The sequence below is a fragment of the Nocardia speluncae NBRC 108251 genome (assembly GCF_001613245.1).
Classification (GTDB): domain Bacteria; phylum Actinomycetota; class Actinomycetes; order Mycobacteriales; family Mycobacteriaceae; genus Nocardia; species Nocardia speluncae.
On the sequence record NZ_BDBZ01000006.1, the window covers coordinates 186,353 to 207,911 of the forward strand.

A 21,559-nucleotide genomic window follows, 5' to 3' on the forward strand; every position below is an offset into this window, starting at 1 on the left:
TCAGGTTTTCCGCCGCGGCCGCTTCCGGGGCGGCGGGTCGGGCTCGGGGTCCGGACGTGCACCGAGGCCGGCTATCCGGCCGATACGACCGACCCCGGGCAACCGGGACAGTGCGCCGAACAGATCCTCGCCGAGCGCGATCAACGCTTCCAGCCGGGGCAACAACCGGTCGTAGGCCGCGAAGGCGGGGTCGGCGAGGGCCAGCGTGCGATCGAGCCGGTCGACCGTGGCATTGAGGCGGTCTATGGCGCTGGACAGGTTGTCCAGCAGATCGGGTAGTTGCGCGGCCAGTTGCGCCGAGGCCGGGGGTAACCGCACCGCCGTATCGAATGCCTGACCGGCGGTGAGCTGCGCGGCCTCCAGGGCCTGCCCGGCCGCGGACTGCGCCGCATCGACCGCCGACTGCGCGGCGGCCAGCACATCGGCGGGCGAGGGCACCCGGCGCGCTCCCGGCCGGTTCGCCGCCTTCCCACTCCCCGGCTGTCCCGGATCGGCCATGCGACAACTCTGCCGCATCCATCCCGGGCAAGGCCATGACCTGCGCGCCTGCGGGCGTGTCGGCACCGCATGGCATAGTTCGACGGCGATGGAACTGAGCAAGGGCGCCAATACGCCGATACCGACATCTCTTCTGGCCGTGGTGATTTCCTGGCGGTCCGAACATGTGGTCGATGCGCATGCCCTGCTGCTGGACAGTGCCGGGGCTGTCCGCAACGACAAGGACCTGGTCTTCTACAACGCGCCCCGGCATATGTCCCAGGCGGTCACCCTCGACCAGGATCCCGCACCCGGGACCGCCCGGCTCAGTGTGTCACTTCCGCGTACCGAGCCCGATGTGGACCGCATCGTGGTGTCGGGGTCGCTGGAGAACACCGAATTCACCCGGATCGAGGACCTGCGCGTCACGGTGTACGCGGTGGACGGGCCGATCGCCGAATTCGCCGTCACCGATTCGGAAGCGGTGACAGCCATGATGTTCGGGGAGTTCTACCGCCGGGATGGAGGGTGGCGATTCCGCGCGGTCGGCCAGGGCTGGGCCGCCGGCATGGCGGGGCTGGTGACCGAATTCGGTATCCAGGTCGACGATCCACCCGCTCCGGATTCGAGGAACGCGCCGGGCATCGAGCCCACGAACTCCCCGGCCGGAGACATGAGCACTGCCGTACTCACCGGAATGCGCGCATCCCACGGCGATACACCGCGCCGCCACAGCGACCGCGCAACGCCGGGCCGGCACGGCGCGGCCGCGGAGACCGTGCGCGCAGAGGCGAGCATCGGGCGAACAGTGTCCGGCGAACAGGCGAACCGACCGGCCGCGGACCGGGGCCACCCGGTGCCCACCGGAGCCCGCTCCGCCCGCAACGACGCTCCATCACCGCACAGCGACCGCCCGCCGCTGCCCGGTGCGCGGAACCCGGCAGCGGCCTATCCGGCAGCCCACCCCATGGAGTCCGGGTACGAATCCCCGCGCCGCACCGCACCGGACACCGTCCGGCGGGACCGATCGGACCATGCGGCCCGGACTGCTGGATCGGAGGAGCAGGAAAGCATCCCGACCGATTCCCGCCGGGGCACCGAGGCACACCCGGGTAACGCGCATTACCGGCTCGACGAGCGGATGGAATCCGGTACCGCCGCTGCCCCGCCGTGGGACCGGTTCGATTCCGCGCATACCGCCCGCAGATCACCGGGCACTGTCACCCTGCGGCGGCTCACCGTGCCGGAACCCATACCCGTCGAGCCGCCGCCCGGGTCGGGTCGCGCCGACTGGTACCGCGACCCCACGGAGCCCACCGTGCTGCGCTGGTGGGACGGCGAGCAGTGGACCGCCGACACCCGGCCGACAGCCCGCCCCCACCCGCAGGACTGTGCGCGCTGCGGCACGCGGCGCCGCCGCCGGGTCTTCGGCGGGCACCATCGGTGTACCGCGTGTGCGGCCGAGATCGAGGAATTCCTGACCCACTGGCATACCCGTGCTACGCGGGTACTCGCCGCCTCGGGTCCACGCGGTGCGGAATGGGATGCGGTGTGGGCATCGCTGCGCTATCAGCGGATCGACGAAACCACCGCCCGGGCCGCACTGGAACCGGCGGCCTTGCAGTATGTGGAACGGCGGGTCGCCTTCGCCTTCGCCGACGGTCAGATCTCGGCCGACGAGTACGACGATTTCGAGCACGCCGTCACCGAGCTGTCGCTGGCGGGCCGGCTGATCGATGATCTGCGTGCCCGGATGGGTCGCGGCCGAACACTGTCGCGGCTACGCGAAGGTGATCTGCCCACCCTGCGCACCCCGGATCTGCATCTGGACGCCGAGGAACTGGTCTATCTGGATATCGGCGCGACCCATATCCGGGAGCTGGCCCGCGGCCCGAAACACACCGACGGCCGGCTGATCGTGAGCACCAAGAAACTGCGGTTCGTCGGCCCCGGCACCGGTGTGGAGATCCCTTGGTCGCGGATCGTATCGGTGGCGGCCGAACTCGATACAGTCGTCGTCGCGGCCACCTCGGCCCGGGGCGGGGCGAGTTTCGCGGTGGCCGATCCGGCCTATCTCGCCGCCGCACTGGAAGGCGCGCTGCGAATCGCCAAACGGCTTGTCCTGGCGCCGGGACAGCGTGATTCGCGCAGTATCCCGCAAGAGGTCAAGGCCGAGGTATGGCAACGCGACGGCGGAAAATGCGTGGAATGCGGGGAAAGCCACTACCTCGAATTCGACCACATCATCCCGCTCAGTCGCGGCGGCGCCACCAGCGCCTCGAATCTCCAGATCCTGTGCCGCGGCTGCAATCGCGAGAAGGGTGCGAATATCTGAACGCCCCGCCGGGACCCGGTGCGGATCGCGCAGGCTCTCAGCTCTGACCGGTCAGCACCCTGGCGCGGTCGGTGCGCCGGCGTACATAGGTTGCGAACCAGCGGCCGAACGGGCTGTCGTCGCCGGGCAGGGGCCGGACCCGAGTGTTGTGGAAGGCCGCGACCTTCCATTCGCCGTCGGCGCGGTGCAGCACCCAGGTGTTACGTGACCTCCGGTTCCGTGGAATACCGCTCTGCCAGGCGAACACCACCGATCCGGTCATATGCGCAACAGCCACGTCGTCGGTGAGGAAGCGGATCGATTCGATCTCGCCCTCGAGGCGGGTGCCGTACAGCGGCCCTTCGAACAGTCCGGCGTGTAGCGCGCGATTCGCCTCGCGCCCACGCACGTGGGTGCCGTCGAAGGCCACGTAGTCGCTGTCTGCGGTGAATTCCGCAGCATAGGCCGTCGCATCGTTATCGGCCCACGCCAGAGCGGCCCGGCTCAGCACTTCCCGGATCTGCTGTTCGGCCTCGGCCACAGTACGCAAATCTTGCTCGGTCATCGTCCACATCCCCTTCGCCGGATCCGATACTCCGATGCTGCGCCGCGGGCCCGCGATGCGGTATCGGGGAATACCCGGAACCGACCAGGAAATTCGCCCGGAGCAACCTGCTCCAGGGGTGTGGTATGCGCGTACCGAACCACTCCTCCGGCCCGCGACGCCCACCGGTCCCGCGATAGTCTCGGGCAATGCTGCAACCCGGGGCGAGATTCGCCGGCTACCGGATCGTGCGCCGGATCGGCGCAGGCGGGATGGGCGTCGTCTATCTCGCCGAACACCCTCGGCTGCCCCGGCAGGATGTGCTGAAACTGCTACCGGCAGATCATCTGGCAGACGCCGGGTTTCGTGGCCGGTTCGATCGGGAAGCCGAACTCGCGGCCCGGTTGCGGCATCCGAATATCGTCACCGTTCACGATCGCGGTGTCACCGGCGGACAGCCCTGGATCGCTATGGAATACGTTCCGGGTACCGATGCCGCCGCGCTGGCCGGTTCACCGCAGCTCGGTCCGCGCCGGGCGGCGCATATCATCGACGATGCCGCTCGCGGGCTGGACCACGCCCACCGTAACGGGATGCTGCACCGGGATGTGAAACCGGCGAATATCCTGGTCACCGCGGATCCGGACCGCGAATTCGGCGAACGGGCCCTGCTCACCGATTTCGGGATCGCCCGCCTCGCCCGCGAAGGCACGGACCTGACCCGTACCGGCGATGTGATCGCGACGGTGTCCTATGCCGCGCCCGAACAGTTCACCGCCGGCCCGGTCGATCACCGTGCCGATGTGTACGCCCTGGGCTGCACGCTTTTCGTCCTGCTCACCGGCGAGAAACTGTTCCCCGTGAGCAGCACCGCCGCGGTCGTCAACGCCCACCTGAACGCTGCGCCGCCCGCGGCCTCCGACCGCGCTCCCGGACTGCCGCCGGCGATCGACGCGGTGCTGTACCGGGCGCTGTCGAAGAACCCCGCGGACCGCTACGACTCGTGCCGCGCCTTCAGCGAAGAGGCGTTGCGCGCACTCGAATCCGCATTCGGTGGCCCGCCGACACCCGCCCGCCCGGACTTACCGCACTCGCCCGGCCCGCCTACGCACACGAGCGCGCGCTCACGGCTTTCCGGCGGCCCACACCACGACTCGCCATCTCCCGGGTGGCCGACACCCACGCGGTCGGTCACGTCCAGCGACTCGGCCTCATCCGCAGCCTCGGTCGCAGGCACCGGGCAGCGGCGCGTGCGAAAGCGACCCATCGTGGTCGGCACCGGCGCCCTCCTACTCGCCGCAGCCTTGACGGCCACCGCGGTGTTCGGCACCGATAACGCGGGATCGGAGGGCACCGCGGATCCCACGGCGGCGCCCGCCAGCGACACCGGTACCCCCGTTTCCTCCGTACCCGGCACCGCCACGGGCACCACCCCCGCGGGAGACGGCTACACCGAGGCACGGGCCGAAGCCCGGGGCGATAACGGCGACGTCAGCTGGAATGTTCTGATACCGCAGGTGAACGGCGGGACAGCGGCTGTTGCGGATCGATTCAACAATTCGGTGCGCGCCGCCCTGCAAGATCAGATCGACAACGCGCCCGCATCGTCGAAGCTGACCAGCGGACCGCCCAACCAACTGCATATCGGGGCCGGGGTGCTGAGCGCTCTGCTGACGACGGCGCGTACGAGCGATCCCCCGTCCGGGGAGCCGAAGAAACTGCTCGCCACCATCACGATCAACGCCGATAACGCCGACCCGATCACGCTGCGTGATCTCTTCCCGGACCTGGATGCCGGCCTGAACCGGTTGTCCGACGAGGCCGAACGACTACTACCCGAGACAGCGGCGGGTCCGGATTTCGATCACCGGGCGACCCGGCCGCGGACCGAGAACTTCCATCACTGGGTGGCTACCGATAAAGGTATGGCCATCCATTTCGAGGAGGGCAGTGTGGCCCCGCCCGGCAAGAGGTTGATCACCATCACCGTCCCGTGGCGCGCGCTCGCCGACGTGCTCGATCCGGCCTTGGCCGAGGTGCTGCGCGGCTGACCAGTGCGAACCGGTATCAGGGCGTCAGCGGGGGTGGGAACCATTCACCGTCCAGGACCCGCCGATCCGGTTCGTACAGCCGCATGACCAGGGAGAACTGGCCGCGCTCCGGGATCGGCAGCCAGTTCGATCGCGGCACGCCGCTACCGGGGTCGGCAGCTTGGATGGTGAACTCGAGCGAACCGTCCGGCGCGAACACCGGCGGAACCGGATGTCCCACCGTATGCAGATCCGCCTCGTTCGGTACCAGGTATCCGGCGCTGCCGTACGCGGTGAGCGACCAGAACGCGGCCACCGGCGGCGCCTGTCCGGGTTCGAATCGCAGGGTGAACTCGATCGGGGTGCCGTCGTCGTCGGCTTGGTCGAACATCGCCGGATACACCACCACCGCAGCAAGGTTCGCGCCGACTCCCCTGCTCGCCGTAGCTGCCCGCAGCAGGTAGTTGGTGCCGTAGCGCCCGACGTTCAGGTCCAGCACCCAGCTGTTGCGCAGGATGCTGCCCGGGTCCACGTACGCAACGATCTTGCGTTTGGCAGCGTCGGCCCCGGCGGAGAGTTCCCCGGTGCTCACCCCTTCGGGTGAGCCACCGGGCCGGATCCCGATGGTGGCGAAGCGCCGCATCGCGGGTTCGTCGTCGGCGGCGGGCGGATTCTCCTCCATGAGTTCACACATGCGCTCGAAGAAATCACGGACCGGCATATCCTCGACGAGGTCGCGCCCAGCCGATTCCGTCCAGTCCCGGTTCGCCGGAATCGAATCGGCTTCGGCGGCGGCGGGGGTGGTCCAGGCACTCAACGGGGCGAGCCGCAGGTGGGACTGGATATCACGCACCGCCGCAACATCGTCCGGGCCACGCACCTCGATCCGCCCGTACAACCAGGCATCCGCGGTGGGCACGGGTAGCTGGACCGCACCGAGCGGAAGTGTTCCCTTCCAACCCGGTCCGGTGACGGCGTAGACGAACGGTGCCGAGGCGCCTGGTTCGGCGTGGGGTTGCACGCTGGTCGGGGTGAACGCGGTGTTGGACCAGGCGTCGAGGATCTGCATCACCCAGTAGCGGTCCTCGATCCGCGGGACTTCGAACAGCACCGGCTCCTCGCGCAGGTCCAGCCACGCCACCGAGTACAGGTTGTCCAGATCGATCCGGACGACGGTGCGCTGGCTCGATGCGGGAAGTGAGGAGAGGTGCTGGAACCGGTTGACCGACGTGTATTTCAGGGACTGGCGGCGGACCGTATCGATCAGCATCAGCGGATACCCGAAGATATAGGCGTCGGTGGCCACTTCGCGCCGCTCGGCGGGTGTACCCGACGGTTCGACCGCGCTGTCTTCGTGCTCGCCGCAGGCCGCCAGTCCGGTGACTGCGATCAGACCCAGCAGCGACCGACGGGACAACCGGCCGGGCGCCGCCGAGGACCGCGAGTTACCGGGTATCGCCGGCGGGCCGTTGCCCATGGACATTCTCCCTGCTCATCGCCGTCGGATGGACTGCTACGCAGGATACGCCCAGGAATAGCCGAATGGTTGCCGCCACGGTCGGCGCGGCCGGTTCTCAGATGGTGAGCACGGTATTCATGATGGTGCCGGCGCTGGTGGCGACCACCCCGCCGATCATGGCTCCGGCCACCATTTTCGGTGATTGCATCGCCCCACCGGACCATTTCTCCCAGGCGAACTTACCGCCGGCGAATACGATGCTCACCGTGCCGGACAGGATGGCCAGCCAGGTCGCGTATCGCACGAACTCCATGATCTTGTCCGCCAGCGGTGGAGCCTCCGGAGTGGGATCGCTGACCTGTGCGTATACCGATACCGCGTCGACAATCGACGCTGCGATGATGCTCACCGTCTGCTCCCTCGCCTCATATGTTCGGGCGCTGCGGCCCACCTCCATCATCCAGACGATGGCGGCTCCGGCGCAACTTCTTGCCGCTCAGCGTCTTTCGCGCTATAACCGCTGGTACCCCCGAATCCCAACCGGGAACGGGGATTACTGCGATCACCCCCGGCGAGCGGTTACGATGCGTGTGCGTTCCCGCCCACCCCGAACACAGAGTGAGCTGCGAGATGATACTGGCCGCCGTCACCGATACGCTGCTGGCGCAAATCGGCAACCCCACCCCCGAAGCACCTCCGCTGGCCGACAAGATCACGCAAATGGTCCAGTACCTGACCTGGTTCGTGTTGCTCGCCGGCATCACCGCGATCATTTACGCGGGCGGCAAGTTCGCCTGGGAGAAATGGTCGGGCGGTTCGATGGAGTCACCGAAGATGGTGGCCGGAGCGATGATCGGCGGCGTGGTCGCCACCAGCGCCGGCACCATCATGAACGCCGTCATCGGCTGAGCGGTGACGCCTCGCGGCGTCGCCCGGGGCGGTGGGTCACCCACCGCCGTGCGGACAACCCACACACCGACCATCGAAAGTATGTTCGAATTCGGGTACGGTAGCCCGCATGCCCGAACTCGCCCCCATCCCGTTCGCCCGGCTCAATCTCGAACAGGTACGGGAACGACTCCTCGCCGCGGCCGCCTTCGGCGAGTCCCTTTCGCCCGATCAGCTCGAGGCCTTGGCCGGCAAGCTCAGCGCCGGCCTCAATATCTATATCGAGGCCACCCAGAACAGCTCGCGACCAGCGCACACCGGGCGCGCCTGCCTGGACTTCCGGGGGCATCGACGCTGAACCCCCGGCCCGCGAGGGATACGGACCGGGGGTTCAGCGCGGGAAGCCGCAACGCTAGTCGCGGGTCGCCTGTTCGTCGTCGGCCGTTTCGATCGGCGACGTGACCAGCTCGAATTCGCCTTCGTGCTTGGCCACGCCCTGTACGACCGCCCCCTCCACGAGTTCCACACCCAGGTTCGCCCGCACAATGATCGGATCGGTGCGCACATCGCGATACAGCGAGATACACATCATCACCATCACGACCATGAACGGCAGCGCGACTACGGTAGTAAGCGCTTGCAGCCCGTCCAGTGCGCCCCCTAGATCATCCGAGTCGGCGATCACCAGCATGATCGCGGCGACCGCGCCGGTGGCCGTACCCCAGAAGATGACCGTCATCCGCGAGGGTTCGATACTGCCGCGTTCGGAGAGCGTGCCCATGACGATCGAGGCCGCATCCGCACCGGAGACGAAGAAGATACCCACCAGGATCATCACCAGCACAGTGGCGACCGAAGTGAGCGGGTACTCGTCGAGCAGATGGAACAGGGCGAAGTCGGGGTTCACGCTGCCGTCCGCCTCGGTCAGGTTGCCGGTATCGGTCTGCTGCCTGATCGCGGCGCCGCCGAAGATGGCGAACCACACCAGGCTCACCAGGCTGGGCACCAGCAGCACCCCGGCCACGAACTGGCGGATAGTACGACCCCGGCTGATCCGCGCGATGAACATACCGACGAAGGGGGTCCAGGAGACCCACCACGCCCAATAGAAAATGGTCCAGCTCGACAGCCACGCCTCCATCTCCTCGCCACCGGCGATACCGGTCCGCGAGGCCATGGTCGGCAGTTCGGCGATGTAGTCACCGACGGCGGTGGGCAGGAAGTTCAGCATGAACAGGGTGGGTCCGGCGATGAAGACGAACAGCGCCAGCACCAGCGCCAGCACCATGTTGATATTCGACAGCCATTGGATTCCGCGGGCGATACCGGAGACCGCGGACAGGATGAAGGCGATGGTGAGACCGGTGATCACCAGGACCAGGCCCAGCTTGGAAATGGCGTCGACATAGCCGTTGAATTCGAGTCCCGCGCCGATCTGCAGGGCGCCGAGCCCGAGCGACGCGGCCGAACCGAACAGGGTCGCGAAGATCGCCATCATATCGATGGCCTTACCACCCAGACCTTCCGCGTACCGGCCCAGCAGCGGCCGGAACACGGCCGAGAACAGCTGCGAGCGACCGCGGCGGAAGGTCGTATAGGCGATGGCGAGCCCGGCGACCGCGTAGATCGCCCACGGATGCAGGGTCCAGTGGAACAGGGTGGTCGCCAGCGCGACCTCGGCCGCTTCCGGGCTGCCCGCCTCGGCAGTGCCCGGCGGCGGGGACGTGAAATGGGTCAGCGGCTCAGCGACGCCCCAGAACATCAGGCCGATTCCCATACCGGCGCTGAACATCATCGCGATCCAGGACACCGTCCGGAATTCGGGCGTTTCGTCGTCGGCCCCCAGTGGGATCTTGCCGTAGCGGCTGAGGGCGAGCCAGATCACGTAGACGACGAACGAGGTGGCGACGAAAACGAACAGCCACCCGGTATTGGTGATCACCCAGGACTGCGCGTTGGATGCCACCCGCGCGAGACTGTCCTGGTCGACGATCCCCCACAGTACGAAGGCCATCGCGCCGATCGACGTGATGCCGAAGACAAGCCAGTCCACTGCGCGCCCCCGCCGCAAAGCGGGTCTTCCTTCCGGGGAGCCCGGCAAGTCGCCCTCGGGCGTCGCGGGGTCCGTGCCGGTGTCGATCACCATGGACCAGTCCTTTCAGATCGCACTGTGCGCTCCGCATTGCAGCCGCACGCACGACGGGGACCAGCCGTTTCCCGGTCCCCGCCGGCGTTCGCGACCGCGCCGCCGAACGGATGTACCGGGAAAAACCGTACCGCCCCGGTGCACCGGGATGTGTCGAACACGTCCTAGGGCCGATTCGCGCCCGCTGCGCCGCCCCGTTCTTCGCGGGCCGGCGAGCCCGTCTGAATGCCACCACGGCCGGGTGGCCGCGTCCCCCGAGGCCCGTCGACAGGTGTGCGTTTGCATCATGCAACGAGTGTGTATGATACAAACCATCCCCGGCGGCGTGGAACAGCGATCGGCGGGGCGCCCGCCGGGCCACCACGGCATGAGCACACGACCAGGACACCCGCCATGGACAAGCCGACCCGCCTGATCGAATTCGAAACCATGTTACTGGGGCGGCACAGCCTCAACGCACATCTACGCCGCCCCGACCATCTGGAACGCAGCGCCTACCTGGTGCTGAGCCGGCTGTGGATCGAGGGCCCGATGTCCATCGGGGAACTGAGCGAGGCATTCGCCCTGGACACCTCCACCGTTCACCGGCAAACGGCCGCCATCAGGAAGGCCGGCCTGGCCGAGCGCATTCCCGACCCGGCCGGCGGCGTGGCCCGCAAGTTCCGGATCACCGCCGAAGGCGAACGCCGCCTACGGGCCGACCGCGACTACAACGTCAACGCCCTGGACCGGGTGTTACGTAGCTGGAGCGAAGAGGACCTGCAGACCTTCGCCACCTACCTCGAGCGATTCAACACCGACCTCGAGGCGCGGGAAGCCCGGCCCTGGCCCCGCCCCTCGTATACCGAGCCGCGCGGATAGCCGCGTCAGAACTGCGTCATATCGACCTGCCGCCGCGCATTGGATATCGCGGTCACCACCGCTGTGCCCAGCGGCCCGCTCCGGTCGTAGAGGCTCACCGTGCCCACCGATATTCCCGCGGCGGCCACATGATCCTGCGCCAGCACCCCGATCCCCGGCCCGATGGGCAGCCGGGCCAGTGTGAGGGTCACATCGGAATTGATGTAGCCGATACCGGCGCTACCCCAGTTGCTCATGAAACTCGCCGCGTCCCCGGCCATCGCCACCCGCTGAAACGGGGTCACCGGGTCACCGGCGACCACCGGCAGCATGTTCTGCCAGATCGCCTTGCGGTCCGCGGTCTGGTTGGCACCGAAATTGCGCGTCCACTCCTGATCACCACTCTTGAACAGCGGATGCGCGCCCGCCTCGGATTCGTCCGGGACATCGGGCACCGGCAGATCGCGACCGGGTTGCCACAGTTCACCGGCCGGCACGTCCCCCGTCCGCAGATACACCACGGTGGCGCGGGAGCGCACCTCATCGCGCTGGAGTAGTTCGGCGTCGACCACGCAGATACGCTTCCCCTCCCGGACCACGGTGCTACGTACCGTTGTGGGCTCGTCGGATACCGGGCTGAACAGATCCACGGTGAACCGTGCCGGGACGAACTCCACGCCCGGCGCGCGTGTTTCCAGCTCCCGGGCGAGCAGCCCGCAGATGGCCGGCCCGCTGATCTGGGTCGGGCTCCAGCTGGATCTCGCTACCCGGGTGGGCAGGAAATGCTCACCTTCTCCGGTGAAGAACGCCAACACGGTATCGACTCCTCTCGTGGGCAACCCACACCAGAATTACAACACGTTCTAGTTACCCGCCACGGACAGGTACCCGACAGCGTCGCAACCACCCACCACACGGCGCGAACCACGCTCGGCACCGCACCCGCCGACCACGCACCCGGCCGCCGGCACCCGCATCCCCGCCCGGCAACGCGATGGCCCTCCCGCTTACCCGACGGCCGGCTGCTCGCGCCTCATACACGCATGGGTGCACCGAGTTCTCGGCGGACGCGCCGACCACAGCGAGGTCGCCGGTCCAGCCGAGGACCCGCAGTACCGCCTCGGCGATCGCCCGGGTGGAGGTGTTGCCGCAGCCGTTGGTGGTGAACAGTTCGGCCGCGGCGTCGAGGATTTCGGCACGCGGCGTATGCCCCTGGGGGCGGTGCGTTGCGAGACGCGGCCTGCCCGGACCGAGTTGGGTCATGAATCCATTGCCGACTCGCCTGCACGGCACACCGGGACCACCCCGTGTCCGTGCCGGTGGCCGAGGAACATCGTCGAGAAATCCGGCGCTGACCGGTTACCGCATATAGCAGCTCACTATGTGCGGTAGTGTCGAAGTCGTCCTGCGCGATGTTCTTTCACGCGGCGGCGGCTCGGAAACTGTCTGCGGAACCGGTGGGAGGTCGGCCGATGGGACAGGTTCGAATGCTGCCGACTCCGGCGAATGATGTGCGATCGGCCGACGCGGTGCGGATCTACCCGGCCACGATCACGGTGTCCGACACGCGTGCAATCTATGCGGCAGCGCTGGACAAGTTGGTGGCAGATTTCGGCGCGGACACGAATGTGGCGCTGCTGGATCAGGAACCGGACCGGGTCAGTGGCTGGTTCACTTTCATGTGGGGCAGCAAGGCGAACAGCAGTGGCCGGCCGGTGATCGACATATGAGATCCGCGACCAGGCCCGATGTGCGCGGCGGAGGCGGCAGCCAGCAATGAAGGACGTGCCCGGTGAGCTATCCCGACAGTTGCAGCGGATGGCGGACAACATGATCGAACTGCTCAGCCGCCGGACCGGCCCCTACCTGCACGACACGGTGGGCGACGTGGCCGATGAGGTCCGCGCGGCGCGCCGAACAATTGGCGATGCCTCCGAGCACGCCGGCCGCGAGATCGAGAAAGCAAGCGGGGGACGGAGCCCCGAACACACGGAAGCGACCCCACTCGAAGACAATGTTCATTCACCACCGCGCCTGATCGATCGGTCCGTCCCAGGTCAGCGATACTACAAACAGGATTCGTCGAACCCACGGCTCCACGCTGAGGGTAAGGTTTTGGGTAGCAGTCTCTTCGTGAGCCTCAGAACTAAACTGGAAAATGGACAACGGTCGACTCTGCTGAGCGGCCAGGAACAGTTCCAAGCAATTCTGAAATTCTTCGAAGGCAAGTTCACTTCGATAGCAGGAAATTGGCAATTCGGATCGAACCTTGCCGGCTTGAACGAGCTCACTGCCAAGGGATTGTCGCCAGAGGCCGCAGCGGCGAGGACATGGACTGGAAAGCAAGCTGCTAGAGCAGGGTTCGAAAGGGTGGAAATCGTGAACGTCGAGGGTAGCCCCGGAAAGTACACCAGCGCAATGGTGGAGTTTACCCGATGAACTATCATGAGCCGAAGTTCAACGAAGCAGCTGCCGCGCTAGTGGCCTCGAAGTATCGAGAAGGCTGGGTTCCCTCTCGGATACTTCGAGAGATGTTGATACTCTATCCAGATGCGTCGACGCTCGACTTGATGGAATTGATGCAGAATGCGTTCAATTTACCGTACCCGGCCGTTCAATGCATCGGGGGCTGGTGGATCGACGGGACCGGCGAACTTTCCGATACCGAACTCGACGCTTTCCTGATCGAAGGAATTGCGAATGTATCACCATAATGGGGAAGAGATGGAAAAAGATTCGCAGCAATGAGCGACCGCCGCCGACCGGTGGAAACTCGGGCAGCTGCGCCCGGGCGATATGGTCCACGGCGCGTTCCGGGCGCGCCGGACCGCGGCCTTCACCACCGAACACGACTCCTGGCGCCGATCGGGCGAACTGATCGAATGAGAAACGGCCCGGCTCACCACTCGTGCACGAGCCGGGCCCGCGGTTCAAGCTCCGGCCGGCACCGGGGCCCCGAGCTGCGCCAGCACACCGTCGGTGCTCAGCACCATGCCGCAGCGCCGCGCGGTGTATTTCAACGCGATCGCATGCTCGTCCCGGCTGAAGTCCGCGACCCCGTCGTGCACCATGAACGCGCGGATATCGTTCATGAACGCTTCCGCGGCGCTGAGCATGCAGCCCATATGCGCGTACACACCGGTGACGATGAGCTGATCGCGATTGCGGTAGCCCAGCAGCTGGCGCAGATCGGTGCGCTGGAACGCCGAATAGCGCCATTTGGTGACCTGAATATCGTTCTCTTCGGGTTTCAGTTCCGCGATGACCTCGGTATCGGGACCATCCGACATCCCGGTCCCCCAGAAATCCGCGAGCAATCCGCGCCGGTCGGGATGCTGGTCGCCGGGCTGCATGCTGTAGATCACCGGGATGCCCAGTTCATGGCATCTATCGCGTAATCGGGAGATATTGTCGATCATCGTCCGGGCCGGATCGCGATCGAGCTGATACGCGGTGAGGAAATAGTTCTGCATATCGTGGATCAGCAGGGCGCATCTGTCGGGTTCGATACCCCAGGACACCTGGTTGGCGATCTCGTCGTCCAACGGCGGCAACGCATAGGGTGCGATCGGCTGCATGGGCATGGCCAGAACTCCTCATCATCTTTTGTGGCACGCAACCTTCTGGGGGGGGCTGCGGGCCCGGGCGCAGTAGCGAAAGGGTTTTCGGGTCAGGAAACGGTCGCGGCCTTCCCGCCCACCCCGAGCGGCCCGAGGACGCGCTGGAGCTTTCCGGTGGTCTCTGCCAGTTCGTCCTCGGGATCCGATTCGGCGACGATCCCGCCACCCGCGTAGGCCAGTAGTGTCCGGTTGTCCGCGGCCAGTTCCGCGCAGCGGATGCTCACCATCCACTCCCCGTTGCCGTCGGCATCGCACCAGCCCACCGCGCCGGCGTAGAAACCGCGTTCGCCCTCGAGCTCGGCGATCAAGCCGGCCGCCGCCGCGGTCGGTGTACCGCAGATCGCAGGGGTGGGATGCAGCGCATCGGCCAGTTCCAGCGCGGTCGGCCCGGTGGCCGGCACCGTCGCGCCGATCGTGGTGCCCAGATGCCACATGGCCGGGGTCTCGGTGAGGCCGGGGGCGGCGGGGATTCGCACATCGGTGCACCGGTCGCTCAGGATATCGGCCACGTGGTCGACCACGAAACCGTGTTCGTGACGGTCCTTGGCGGAACCGAGCAGGGAATCGGCCGCGATCCGATCGGCCACCGGGTCCTCCGGTATCCGGCGTGCGGAACCCGCCAGCGGATGGCTGATGATCTCCGGTCCGAGCCGGCGCACCAGGATCTCCGGGCTGGACCCCACCAGGTGCCGGCCGGTGTAGACGCCGCCGGCGGCGGACAGGTCGACCAGGTAGCCGTTGCCGGCAGGGTCGGTGGAGACCAGCAGGTCGAGCAGGTCGACCGCGCGCACCGCGCGATCGGCGCGGGCCCGGAGCTTTCTGGCCAGCACCACTTTCCGCAGCGGATGCACGGGATCGGCCAGTAGCCGGACGGCCGCACCCACGCGGCGGACATGTTCCTCGGGTTCGGGCAGGTTGTCGGTGATCGCGATATCTGGTGCGGTCAACGCCCGCGGAGTACGGGGACCGTCGGTCACCGCAATCGTTTCCGGCGCCCACAACGCGGCCGGGGCGCCGGGCGTGAACGGCAGCGCGCCGACGATATGGCTCACGCGCCGGGACCGCAGCGCAGCGGCGGCCTCGGCGGCGCTGCGGAAGACACGGCCCCCCGCCGACGCGGTCACGGTACGTTGCGGCCGGGACAGGACAAAAGCGGGATCCGCGGAAAAAGCGGAGGTCTCGGCGTCGATGATGATCATCCTCTCGTGTCACATATCCAGCGTTGCGCCGCCGTCGACCCGCAGGTCGTGCATGGTGATGTGGCGCGCGGCGTCGGAAACCAGGAAGTGAACGGCGGCGGCGATATCGGCCGGTTCGGCGATCCGCCGCAACGGGATTCCCAGCCGGTAGTTCTCCGGATCGCCGTCGAGCAGGCTGGTGCGCGCGGCGTCGCCGAGTCCGTGCTCGCCGGAATCGGCATACATGGCGCGGAGTAGAGGAGTGTCGGTGGAACCCGGCGACACCAGATTCACCCGTACTCCGTGCGGTGCGACCTGCAGGGCCAGCGACCGGGTGAACGCCGTGGTAGCGGCCTTGGCGGCACCGTAGGCGGCCAGGCCGACCCGGGGGGTTGTCGCGGAATTCGAGGAGACCACCACGATGGAACCGCGCTGTGCCGCGACCATTTCGCGGGCGGCGCGCTGTGCCACGTACACGGCGGCGTTGGTGTTGACCGCGAGGCAGCGCTGCCAGTCGCCGGCGCCGGTATCCAGGGCGGAGCCGCCGATCATCGCGCCGGCGGTGTGCACGACGATGCGCGGTGCACCGTGCTCGGCGACCACGCGATCGAATGCGGCGGAGACGGCAGCCGGGTCGGTGAGATCGATTTCGGTGCCCCGCGCGGCAATTCCCTCGTACTGCCGCCCGAGCCGTCCGGCCGCCTCGTGCACCCGGGGATCGGTATCCCAGAGTTCGATGAGTGGGGTACCGCCGGCGAGTGCGGTGGCGACGGCCGCCCCGATGCCCCCGGCGGCTCCGGTGACGATGACCCCTTCGCCCCATTGCTTCGTGACCATTAGGTTAGCCTAACCTGAAGTTACACCGTAAGGCTAGCATTCCGGTGTGACATCGAACAAGATCGCCGATCGGAAAGAGGTGCTCCATGCCATCGTCCGTCCTGCCCGGTTTCACACCCTGGCCACCGGAACTCGCCACTCGGTATCGCGATGAAAAGTGCTGGACCGGTGAGACGTTCGCGCAACTGCTGAGCACCCGCGCGGCACACACCCCCGAAGCGATCGCCGTCGTCGACGCGACCCACCGCTGGAGCTACGCCGAACTGGACCGCCGCGCCCGGTCCCTGGCCACCGGCCTGATGCGGCTCGGCATCGGCCACCACGACCGGGTCCTCGTACAGCTGCCCAACCGGGCCGAATTCGTGGAAGTCATCTTCGCGCTGTTCGAAATCGGTGCACTGCCGGTGTTCTGCCTGCCGGCGCACCGCGAATCCGAACTGGTGCCCATCGGCAACGCGAGCACAGCGGTCGCCATGATCACCTGCGCCACCCACCAGCGCTTCGACCATGCGGCGCTGGCCGATACCGTCCGGCACCGGGTCGCCTCCCTGCGCCATGTCCTGCTGCTCACCGACGATCCGGAGACCGAGTTCGCCGAGGGAGCCGCTGATCTCGCCGATTACCGCGACGAACCGGGCGACATGCCCGAACTCGACGCCGGCGATGTCGCGTTCCTGCAGCTCTCCGGCGGCAGTACCGGAATCCCCAAACTCATCCCCCGCACCCACGACGACTACCTCTACAGCGTGCGCCGCAGCGCCGAGATCACCGAACTCGGCCCGGACTCGGTCTATCTCGCCACACTGCCCGTGGCGCACAACTTCCCGATGAGCTCGCCGGGGATCCTGGGCGCACTGTATGCGGGCGGAACGGTCGCGATGACACCGGACCCCACACCTTCGACCGCGTTCGCGGCGATCGAACGCTTCGGGGTCACCATCACCGGGCTGGTTCCGCCGCTGGCACGCTTGTGGGTCGAACGGGCCGAAAAAGGCGGCGAAATGCCGGACCTGTCCAGCCTGCAGGTGGTTCAGGTGGGCGGCGCACGCTGCCCGGACGAATTGGCCCGCCGTGCCGGACCCGCGCTGGGCGTGACTCTGCAGCAGGTGTTCGGGATGGCCGAGGGCCTCGTGTGTTACACCCGGCTCGACGATCCGATCGATGTCGTCGTCGCCACCCAGGGCCGCCCCATGTCGGAGCTCGACCGAATAAAGATCGTCGACGACGAGGGCGCCGAAGTCGCACCGGGCGCCGACGGAAACCTGAAGACCCAGGGGCCCTACACGATTCGCGGCTACTACGACAATCCCGAGGCCAACACCCGCAGTTTCGACGCCGACGGCTGGTACAGCACCGGCGATATCGTCGCGTTGCGCCCGGACGGCAACCTCGTCGTGAAGGGCCGGGCAGGCGACTGGATCAACCGCGGCGGCGAGAAGGTATCGGCCGAGGAGCTCGAAGCCCATCTGCTCGAACACCCCGGTATCCGCGACGCGGTCATCGTCGGCACCCCGGATCCGGTACTCGGGCAACGGATCTGCGCCTTCGTCCAACCCGTCGACCCGGCGACTCCCCCGACACTGACCACGGTCCGCAGCTTCGTCCGCGGACGCGGTATCGCCGCGTGGAAGATGCCCGACGCCGTAGTGACCATCGACGAGTTCCCGGAGACCGGGGTCGGGAAGACCAGCCGCCGCGATCTGCGCCGGCTGCTGGCCGAGGGGCAACGCGCACAGTGACCCCCGGTGCCGCGAACCACGCATCCGGCGCGGTTCGCGGCGCCCCGTCACGGGCACAGCACCTCTAGCCAGGACTCCAATACGGGGTCCCCGGCCAGCATCATCGGATCGACGGTCTCATGCCCCTCCGACCGCCATTTCTCCACCAGCTGCATGATGCGCACCGAATCGAGCCCGGCGTCGAGCAGGTTGGTATCGGTGGACAGTTCCTCGACCGGTACCCCCATCACTTCGGCGACATCCTGGATGAAGCGATCGCGATCGGTCACGGCCGCTGCGTCGTTCGTCATGCTCTCTCCTTATTCTTCGCCGTCGAAATTCGCGATACCGTGTTTCCAATAGCCCGCGATCAGGCAGTCCTTGGACCCGACACCGAGTTCGCTCCGGATCCATTTACGGATCGGGCGCAGCTGCCCGGCCTCCCCGGCCACCCACGCGTACACGTTCTGCCCGTCGGGCACGGTGACCGTGCGGATCGCCTTCTCCAGCAGATCCCCGGTACCCGGTGCGGCATCGCCGCGATGCAGCCACTGGATCTCGAACCCGGACGGCGCGTCGATCCCGATCTCCTGGCTCGCGTCGGTGACCTCGACGAAAACCCAGCCCCGGGTCGTGCGCGGCAGCCGTTCCAGCCAGCGGGCCATCGCGGGCAGCGCGGTGATATCCCCGGCGAACAGGTAGTTGTCGTAGCTGTCCGGCACCACCACACCGCCGGGCGGACCGGCGATATGGATGCGGGCCCCCGGCTCGGCGGCCAGCGCCCAGTCCGAGGCGAGCCCGCCGGGATGCAGCGCGAAATCGATATCGAGTTCGCCCGCATCTGCGTCGTAGCCACGCACCGTGTACTCCCGCGAGATCGGTCTCGGTGCAGGCCATTCCAGCGAAAGACCGTCCTTCACCGGCAGGCGCAGGGCGCCGTCGGTATCCGGGAAAACCACACGGACATGTTCGTCGGGTACATAACTGTGGAATCCGGCGAGCTCCGGACCGCCGAAGGTGACCCGGAGCAGGCCCGACCCCACCTGTTCGGTGCGAATCACCTCGAGTTCCCGCAATTCGATCGGATAGCCGACCTTGGCTCCGTGCGACCCGGCCATGACCTCGGCGATCCGCTCACGGTAGGCACCGCGATCCATCACACACCGTCCTTTCCTTTATCCGCGATCCCGGTGGGCTCCACCGGCGGTTTCACCGGTGACCCGGCGGGTTTACCAGGGGCGGTGAGCCGGGCCAGCGGTGCCAGGAACAGCATGGTGGGTACGAGCAGCACGAGCACCGCACCGCCGTATACCACCAGGGCGGCACCCGGTTCCACCAGACCGCCGATCACACCGGCCGCCATCGACCCGAGCGCCGTTCCGGTAACCGACTGCACCAGTTGCAGACTCGACAACCGGCCGCGCATATCCTCCGGCGAATGCTGCTGCAATACCGCGTACCGCAGGATGTTGTTCACAGCCCGGGCGATACCGAAAGCAGCCAGGCCCAAGACACTCCACGCCACCTGCGGCCAGACACCGGCCATGATCAAACCCAGCGGCATGAGTGCCAGCGACGCCAGCAGTGCCAGGCCTTTCCGGCGGGAGCGGCCGATCCAGCCACTGGTCAGCGACCCGAGTACGGCACCCGCGCCCGGAGCGGCGTAGAGCAGGCCCAGCGTCGCCGGACCGGCATTCAGCGCCTGATCCGAGAACGCCGGCAGCAACACCAGCGGCCCGCTCACGAGCATGGCGAGCAGACCGCTCACCAGTACCGCGCGGATCACGCGGTGGCGCATCGCGAAACCGATCCCCTGCCCCATTTCCACCAGCGGATTGCGCAGATCGCGCGCCGGTGGCGGGGCGGCGCCGATGGCCCGGATCAAGCCGACTGTGGCCGCAGTCGCCGCCGCGGCGGCGAAAAACGCAAAAGGGACCCCGATCTGGGCGATCAGCACACCGGCGATGGCCGGGGTGATCATGGTGCCCAGATCCGAGGTCAGGGTGATCAGCGCACCCGCGGCCGGCATCTTCGCGCGCTCGACCAGCATCGGCACCAGCGCCATCATGGCCGATCCGCTCACGCCGCCCGCCAGGCCGTCGACGACGGCGACGGCGTAGATCACGGCCAGGGCGGGGCTGGCCAGGATCGCGTTGAGGCCCAGAGCCAGGAACCCCAGCCCCGCCGCGGTCCGCGACCACTGCATCACCGTGCGCCGGTCGAACCGGTCGGCGATCACCCCGCCCCCCAGGCTTCCGGCGAACAGGGCGACCGCCATGGTCGTCGATACTCCGGCCACGTGCAGGCTCGACCCGGTGAGGTCGTAGACCTGGACCGGCAGGGCCACCATCAGCAGCCCGATACCGAGAACGGAGATCAGCCGCGCGCCGAAGGCACAGCGGAACCGCCGGCTCTCCCGCAACGGGGAGATATCGATGAGGAGGCCGGCGGTGGCACTCACTTGAACTGCTCCTGGATCAGGTCGAGGGTGCTCATCACGCCGCGGTAGTCCGGCCGGTAGCTGGTGGCCGGCAATTCGTAGACCTTCTTGTCCTTGAACGCGGGCAGCTGGGCGAACATCGGATCCTTCGCAAGATCGGCCGCGCTCTTGGCGCCGCTGAGCGGAACCACGATCACCACGGGCTGGTCCAGGACCTTGGTCAACAGTTCAGGGCTGAAGTTGAACCAATCGGCCGAGGGGTTGACCTCGGGGTTACCGGCCTTGGCGACAACCTGCTCGTCGGCCTTGAAACCCAGTTCGGCCAGCAGCGTCGGCAGCGCCGCGTTCGGCAGGATCATCTTCGGCTTGCCGTCGGCGGCGGACTGGAAGAAACCGATCTGCTGCTCGGGCGCGTCGACGGTCTCGGCAACCTGCTCGAACTTGTCGTCGTAGGCGGTGATCAGCTCGTTCACCTTGTCACCCTTGTTCACCACATCGGCCAGCAGCTTCAACTGCCCTTGCCAGTCGGTGACATCCCCGGGCACCAGCACTGTCGGCGCGATGGCGCTGAGCTGCTCGTAGGCGTCCACCGACTGTTTGGCCGGGAAGCCCTGGCCACCACCGATGATCAGATCGGGTTGCATCGAGGCGACGAACTCCACGTTCACGCTCTGCCCGATCGGCACGACCTGGGTACCCTGTTCCGTCGCGTCATCCGCCCACGTCGGGGGGAACTTTCCGCTGCGGTCGGTGACGCCGAGAACCCGGGTATCGGCCGCGGCCACCGGCACATCGAGGTCGTAGAGGTAGCCGGCGAGGGCGCCGTTGAGCACCACGACCCGCTGCGGGTCGGCCGGCACCTCGACAGCGCCCTTCTCGGTCTGGACCGGCCGGGTCCCGGATCCGGCAGCAGGCTCGGCATCGGAGCTACAGCCCGCGACCGCGACGACCGCGACGAACAGACCGACTACGGCACGTAGCCAGGCCGTGAAGCGGCTGTGGGATAACAACGACATAGGTGTTTCACTTTCTTTCTCGAACTACCGCGGCACCGGACGGTGCCCCGGC

22 protein-coding genes and 1 pseudogene are annotated in these 21,559 nt (G+C 67.3%); 9 read left to right on the forward strand and 14 right to left on the reverse strand.

Annotated elements, in window-relative coordinates; genetic code table 11:
* Positions 1-498, reverse strand: coding sequence for a hypothetical protein (locus tag NS6_RS09185; protein WP_084470869.1), 498 nt, complete (start codon positions 496-498; stop codon positions 1-3).
* A gap of 88 nt (positions 499-586) precedes the next feature.
* Between NS6_RS09185 and NS6_RS09190 the strand changes: the two genes are divergently transcribed.
* Complete coding sequence (locus tag NS6_RS09190) at positions 587-2,812, forward strand: TerD family protein (protein WP_245669211.1); 2,226 nt, start codon at positions 587-589, stop codon at positions 2,810-2,812.
* A 37-nt stretch (positions 2,813-2,849) separates the two neighbouring features.
* Here the strand turns inward: NS6_RS09190 and NS6_RS09195 are convergent, their stop codons facing one another.
* On the reverse strand, positions 2,850-3,356 hold the full coding sequence (locus tag NS6_RS09195) for an SgcJ/EcaC family oxidoreductase (RefSeq protein ID WP_068039469.1): 507 nt from the start codon (positions 3,354-3,356) through the stop codon (positions 2,850-2,852).
* A gap of 188 nt (positions 3,357-3,544) precedes the next feature.
* Here NS6_RS09195 and NS6_RS09200 point away from each other — a divergent pair, with 188 nt between their 5' ends.
* The gene (locus tag NS6_RS09200; protein ID WP_068039472.1) at positions 3,545-5,386 is read left to right on the forward strand and encodes a serine/threonine-protein kinase; all 1,842 of its coding nucleotides are present in this window, start codon (positions 3,545-3,547) and stop codon (positions 5,384-5,386) included.
* Between the two features lie 16 nt (positions 5,387-5,402).
* On the opposite strand, the gene NS6_RS09205 is transcribed toward NS6_RS09200, so the two are convergent.
* Both NS6_RS09205 and NS6_RS09210 read right to left on the reverse strand, forming a co-directional pair.
* A complete protein-coding gene (locus tag NS6_RS09205; RefSeq protein ID WP_245669213.1) occupies positions 5,403-6,848 on the reverse strand; it encodes a DUF1254 domain-containing protein in 1,446 nt (481 codons plus the stop codon).
* A 91-nt stretch (positions 6,849-6,939) separates the two neighbouring features.
* Positions 6,940-7,233: a hypothetical protein gene (locus NS6_RS09210; RefSeq protein WP_068039475.1), complete on the reverse strand. Its 294-nt coding sequence runs from the start codon at positions 7,231-7,233 to the stop codon at positions 6,940-6,942.
* Positions 7,234-7,454: 221 nt separating this feature from the next.
* Between NS6_RS09210 and NS6_RS09215 the strand changes: the two genes are divergently transcribed.
* Positions 7,455-7,733: a hypothetical protein gene (locus tag NS6_RS09215; protein WP_033244913.1), complete on the forward strand. Its 279-nt coding sequence runs from the start codon at positions 7,455-7,457 to the stop codon at positions 7,731-7,733.
* Positions 7,734-7,842: 109 nt separating this feature from the next.
* Positions 7,843-8,070 carry a DUF6374 family protein gene (locus NS6_RS09220; RefSeq protein WP_068039477.1) on the forward strand — a complete coding sequence of 76 codons (228 nt, stop codon included), beginning with the start codon at positions 7,843-7,845 and terminating at the stop codon, positions 8,068-8,070.
* Positions 8,071-8,124: 54 nt separating this feature from the next.
* Here the strand turns inward: NS6_RS09220 and NS6_RS09225 are convergent, their stop codons facing one another.
* Complete coding sequence (locus NS6_RS09225; RefSeq protein ID WP_084470871.1) at positions 8,125-9,858, reverse strand: BCCT family transporter; 1,734 nt, start codon at positions 9,856-9,858, stop codon at positions 8,125-8,127.
* 393 nt (positions 9,859-10,251) lie between these two features.
* On the opposite strand from NS6_RS09225, the gene NS6_RS09230 reads away from it, so the two are divergent.
* Complete coding sequence (locus NS6_RS09230) at positions 10,252-10,719, forward strand: MarR family winged helix-turn-helix transcriptional regulator (RefSeq protein WP_068039479.1); 468 nt, start codon at positions 10,252-10,254, stop codon at positions 10,717-10,719.
* Between the two features lie 5 nt (positions 10,720-10,724).
* Here NS6_RS09230 and NS6_RS09235 read toward each other — a convergent pair whose 3' ends face one another.
* Both NS6_RS09235 and NS6_RS35745 read right to left on the reverse strand, forming a co-directional pair.
* Complete coding sequence (locus tag NS6_RS09235) at positions 10,725-11,513, reverse strand: acyl-CoA thioesterase domain-containing protein (RefSeq protein ID WP_068039482.1); 789 nt, start codon at positions 11,511-11,513, stop codon at positions 10,725-10,727.
* 298 nt (positions 11,514-11,811) lie between these two features.
* Positions 11,812-11,961, reverse strand: a pseudogene (locus tag NS6_RS35745) (TetR family transcriptional regulator); the annotation flags it as partial.
* Between the two features lie 209 nt (positions 11,962-12,170).
* Between NS6_RS35745 and NS6_RS09245 the strand changes: the two are divergent.
* From NS6_RS09245 to NS6_RS09260, 3 genes are read left to right on the forward strand one after another with little or no spacing between them, the layout of a single operon-like run.
* Positions 12,171-12,428, forward strand: a complete 258-nt coding sequence (locus NS6_RS09245; RefSeq protein WP_068039679.1) for a hypothetical protein — start codon at positions 12,171-12,173, stop codon at positions 12,426-12,428.
* A gap of 46 nt (positions 12,429-12,474) precedes the next feature.
* Positions 12,475-13,137, forward strand: coding sequence for a hypothetical protein (locus tag NS6_RS34595; RefSeq protein ID WP_157112672.1), 663 nt, complete (start codon positions 12,475-12,477; stop codon positions 13,135-13,137).
* Positions 13,134-13,412 (forward strand): hypothetical protein, encoded by a 279-nt coding sequence (locus NS6_RS09260; RefSeq protein ID WP_157112673.1) that lies wholly within the window; start codon positions 13,134-13,136, stop codon positions 13,410-13,412. The genes NS6_RS34595 and NS6_RS09260 overlap by 4 nt, the downstream gene beginning before the upstream one ends.
* A 216-nt stretch (positions 13,413-13,628) precedes the next feature.
* On the opposite strand, the gene NS6_RS09265 is transcribed toward NS6_RS09260, so the two are convergent.
* The 3 genes from NS6_RS09265 to NS6_RS09275 form a co-directional block, all read right to left on the reverse strand.
* Positions 13,629-14,282: an isochorismatase family protein gene (locus NS6_RS09265; protein ID WP_068039500.1), complete on the reverse strand. Its 654-nt coding sequence runs from the start codon at positions 14,280-14,282 to the stop codon at positions 13,629-13,631.
* Between the two features lie 86 nt (positions 14,283-14,368).
* Complete coding sequence (locus tag NS6_RS09270) at positions 14,369-15,517, reverse strand: isochorismate synthase (protein ID WP_068039503.1); 1,149 nt, start codon at positions 15,515-15,517, stop codon at positions 14,369-14,371.
* A 9-nt stretch (positions 15,518-15,526) separates the two neighbouring features.
* Positions 15,527-16,333 (reverse strand): SDR family oxidoreductase, encoded by an 807-nt coding sequence (locus tag NS6_RS09275; protein WP_068039507.1) that lies wholly within the window; start codon positions 16,331-16,333, stop codon positions 15,527-15,529.
* 86 nt (positions 16,334-16,419) lie between these two features.
* Here NS6_RS09275 and NS6_RS09280 point away from each other — a divergent pair, with 86 nt between their 5' ends.
* Positions 16,420-18,072, forward strand: coding sequence for a (2,3-dihydroxybenzoyl)adenylate synthase (locus NS6_RS09280; protein WP_068039510.1), 1,653 nt, complete (start codon positions 16,420-16,422; stop codon positions 18,070-18,072).
* A 47-nt stretch (positions 18,073-18,119) separates the two neighbouring features.
* Here NS6_RS09280 and NS6_RS36210 read toward each other — a convergent pair whose 3' ends face one another.
* From NS6_RS36210 to NS6_RS09300, 4 genes are read right to left on the reverse strand one after another with little or no spacing between them, the layout of a single operon-like run.
* A complete protein-coding gene (locus NS6_RS36210) occupies positions 18,120-18,362 on the reverse strand; it encodes a phosphopantetheine-binding protein (RefSeq protein WP_068039512.1) in 243 nt (80 codons plus the stop codon).
* Positions 18,363-18,371: 9 nt separating this feature from the next.
* On the reverse strand, positions 18,372-19,208 hold the full coding sequence (locus NS6_RS09290; protein WP_068039515.1) for a siderophore-interacting protein: 837 nt from the start codon (positions 19,206-19,208) through the stop codon (positions 18,372-18,374).
* The gene (entS, locus tag NS6_RS09295) at positions 19,208-20,512 is read right to left on the reverse strand and encodes an enterobactin transporter EntS (RefSeq protein ID WP_068039519.1); all 1,305 of its coding nucleotides are present in this window, start codon (positions 20,510-20,512) and stop codon (positions 19,208-19,210) included. Before entS ends, NS6_RS09290 begins: the two co-directional genes overlap by 1 nt.
* A complete protein-coding gene (locus NS6_RS09300) occupies positions 20,509-21,507 on the reverse strand; it encodes an ABC transporter substrate-binding protein (RefSeq protein ID WP_068039522.1) in 999 nt (332 codons plus the stop codon). The genes entS and NS6_RS09300 overlap by 4 nt, the downstream gene beginning before the upstream one ends.
* Positions 21,508-21,559: the final 52 nt, after the last annotated feature.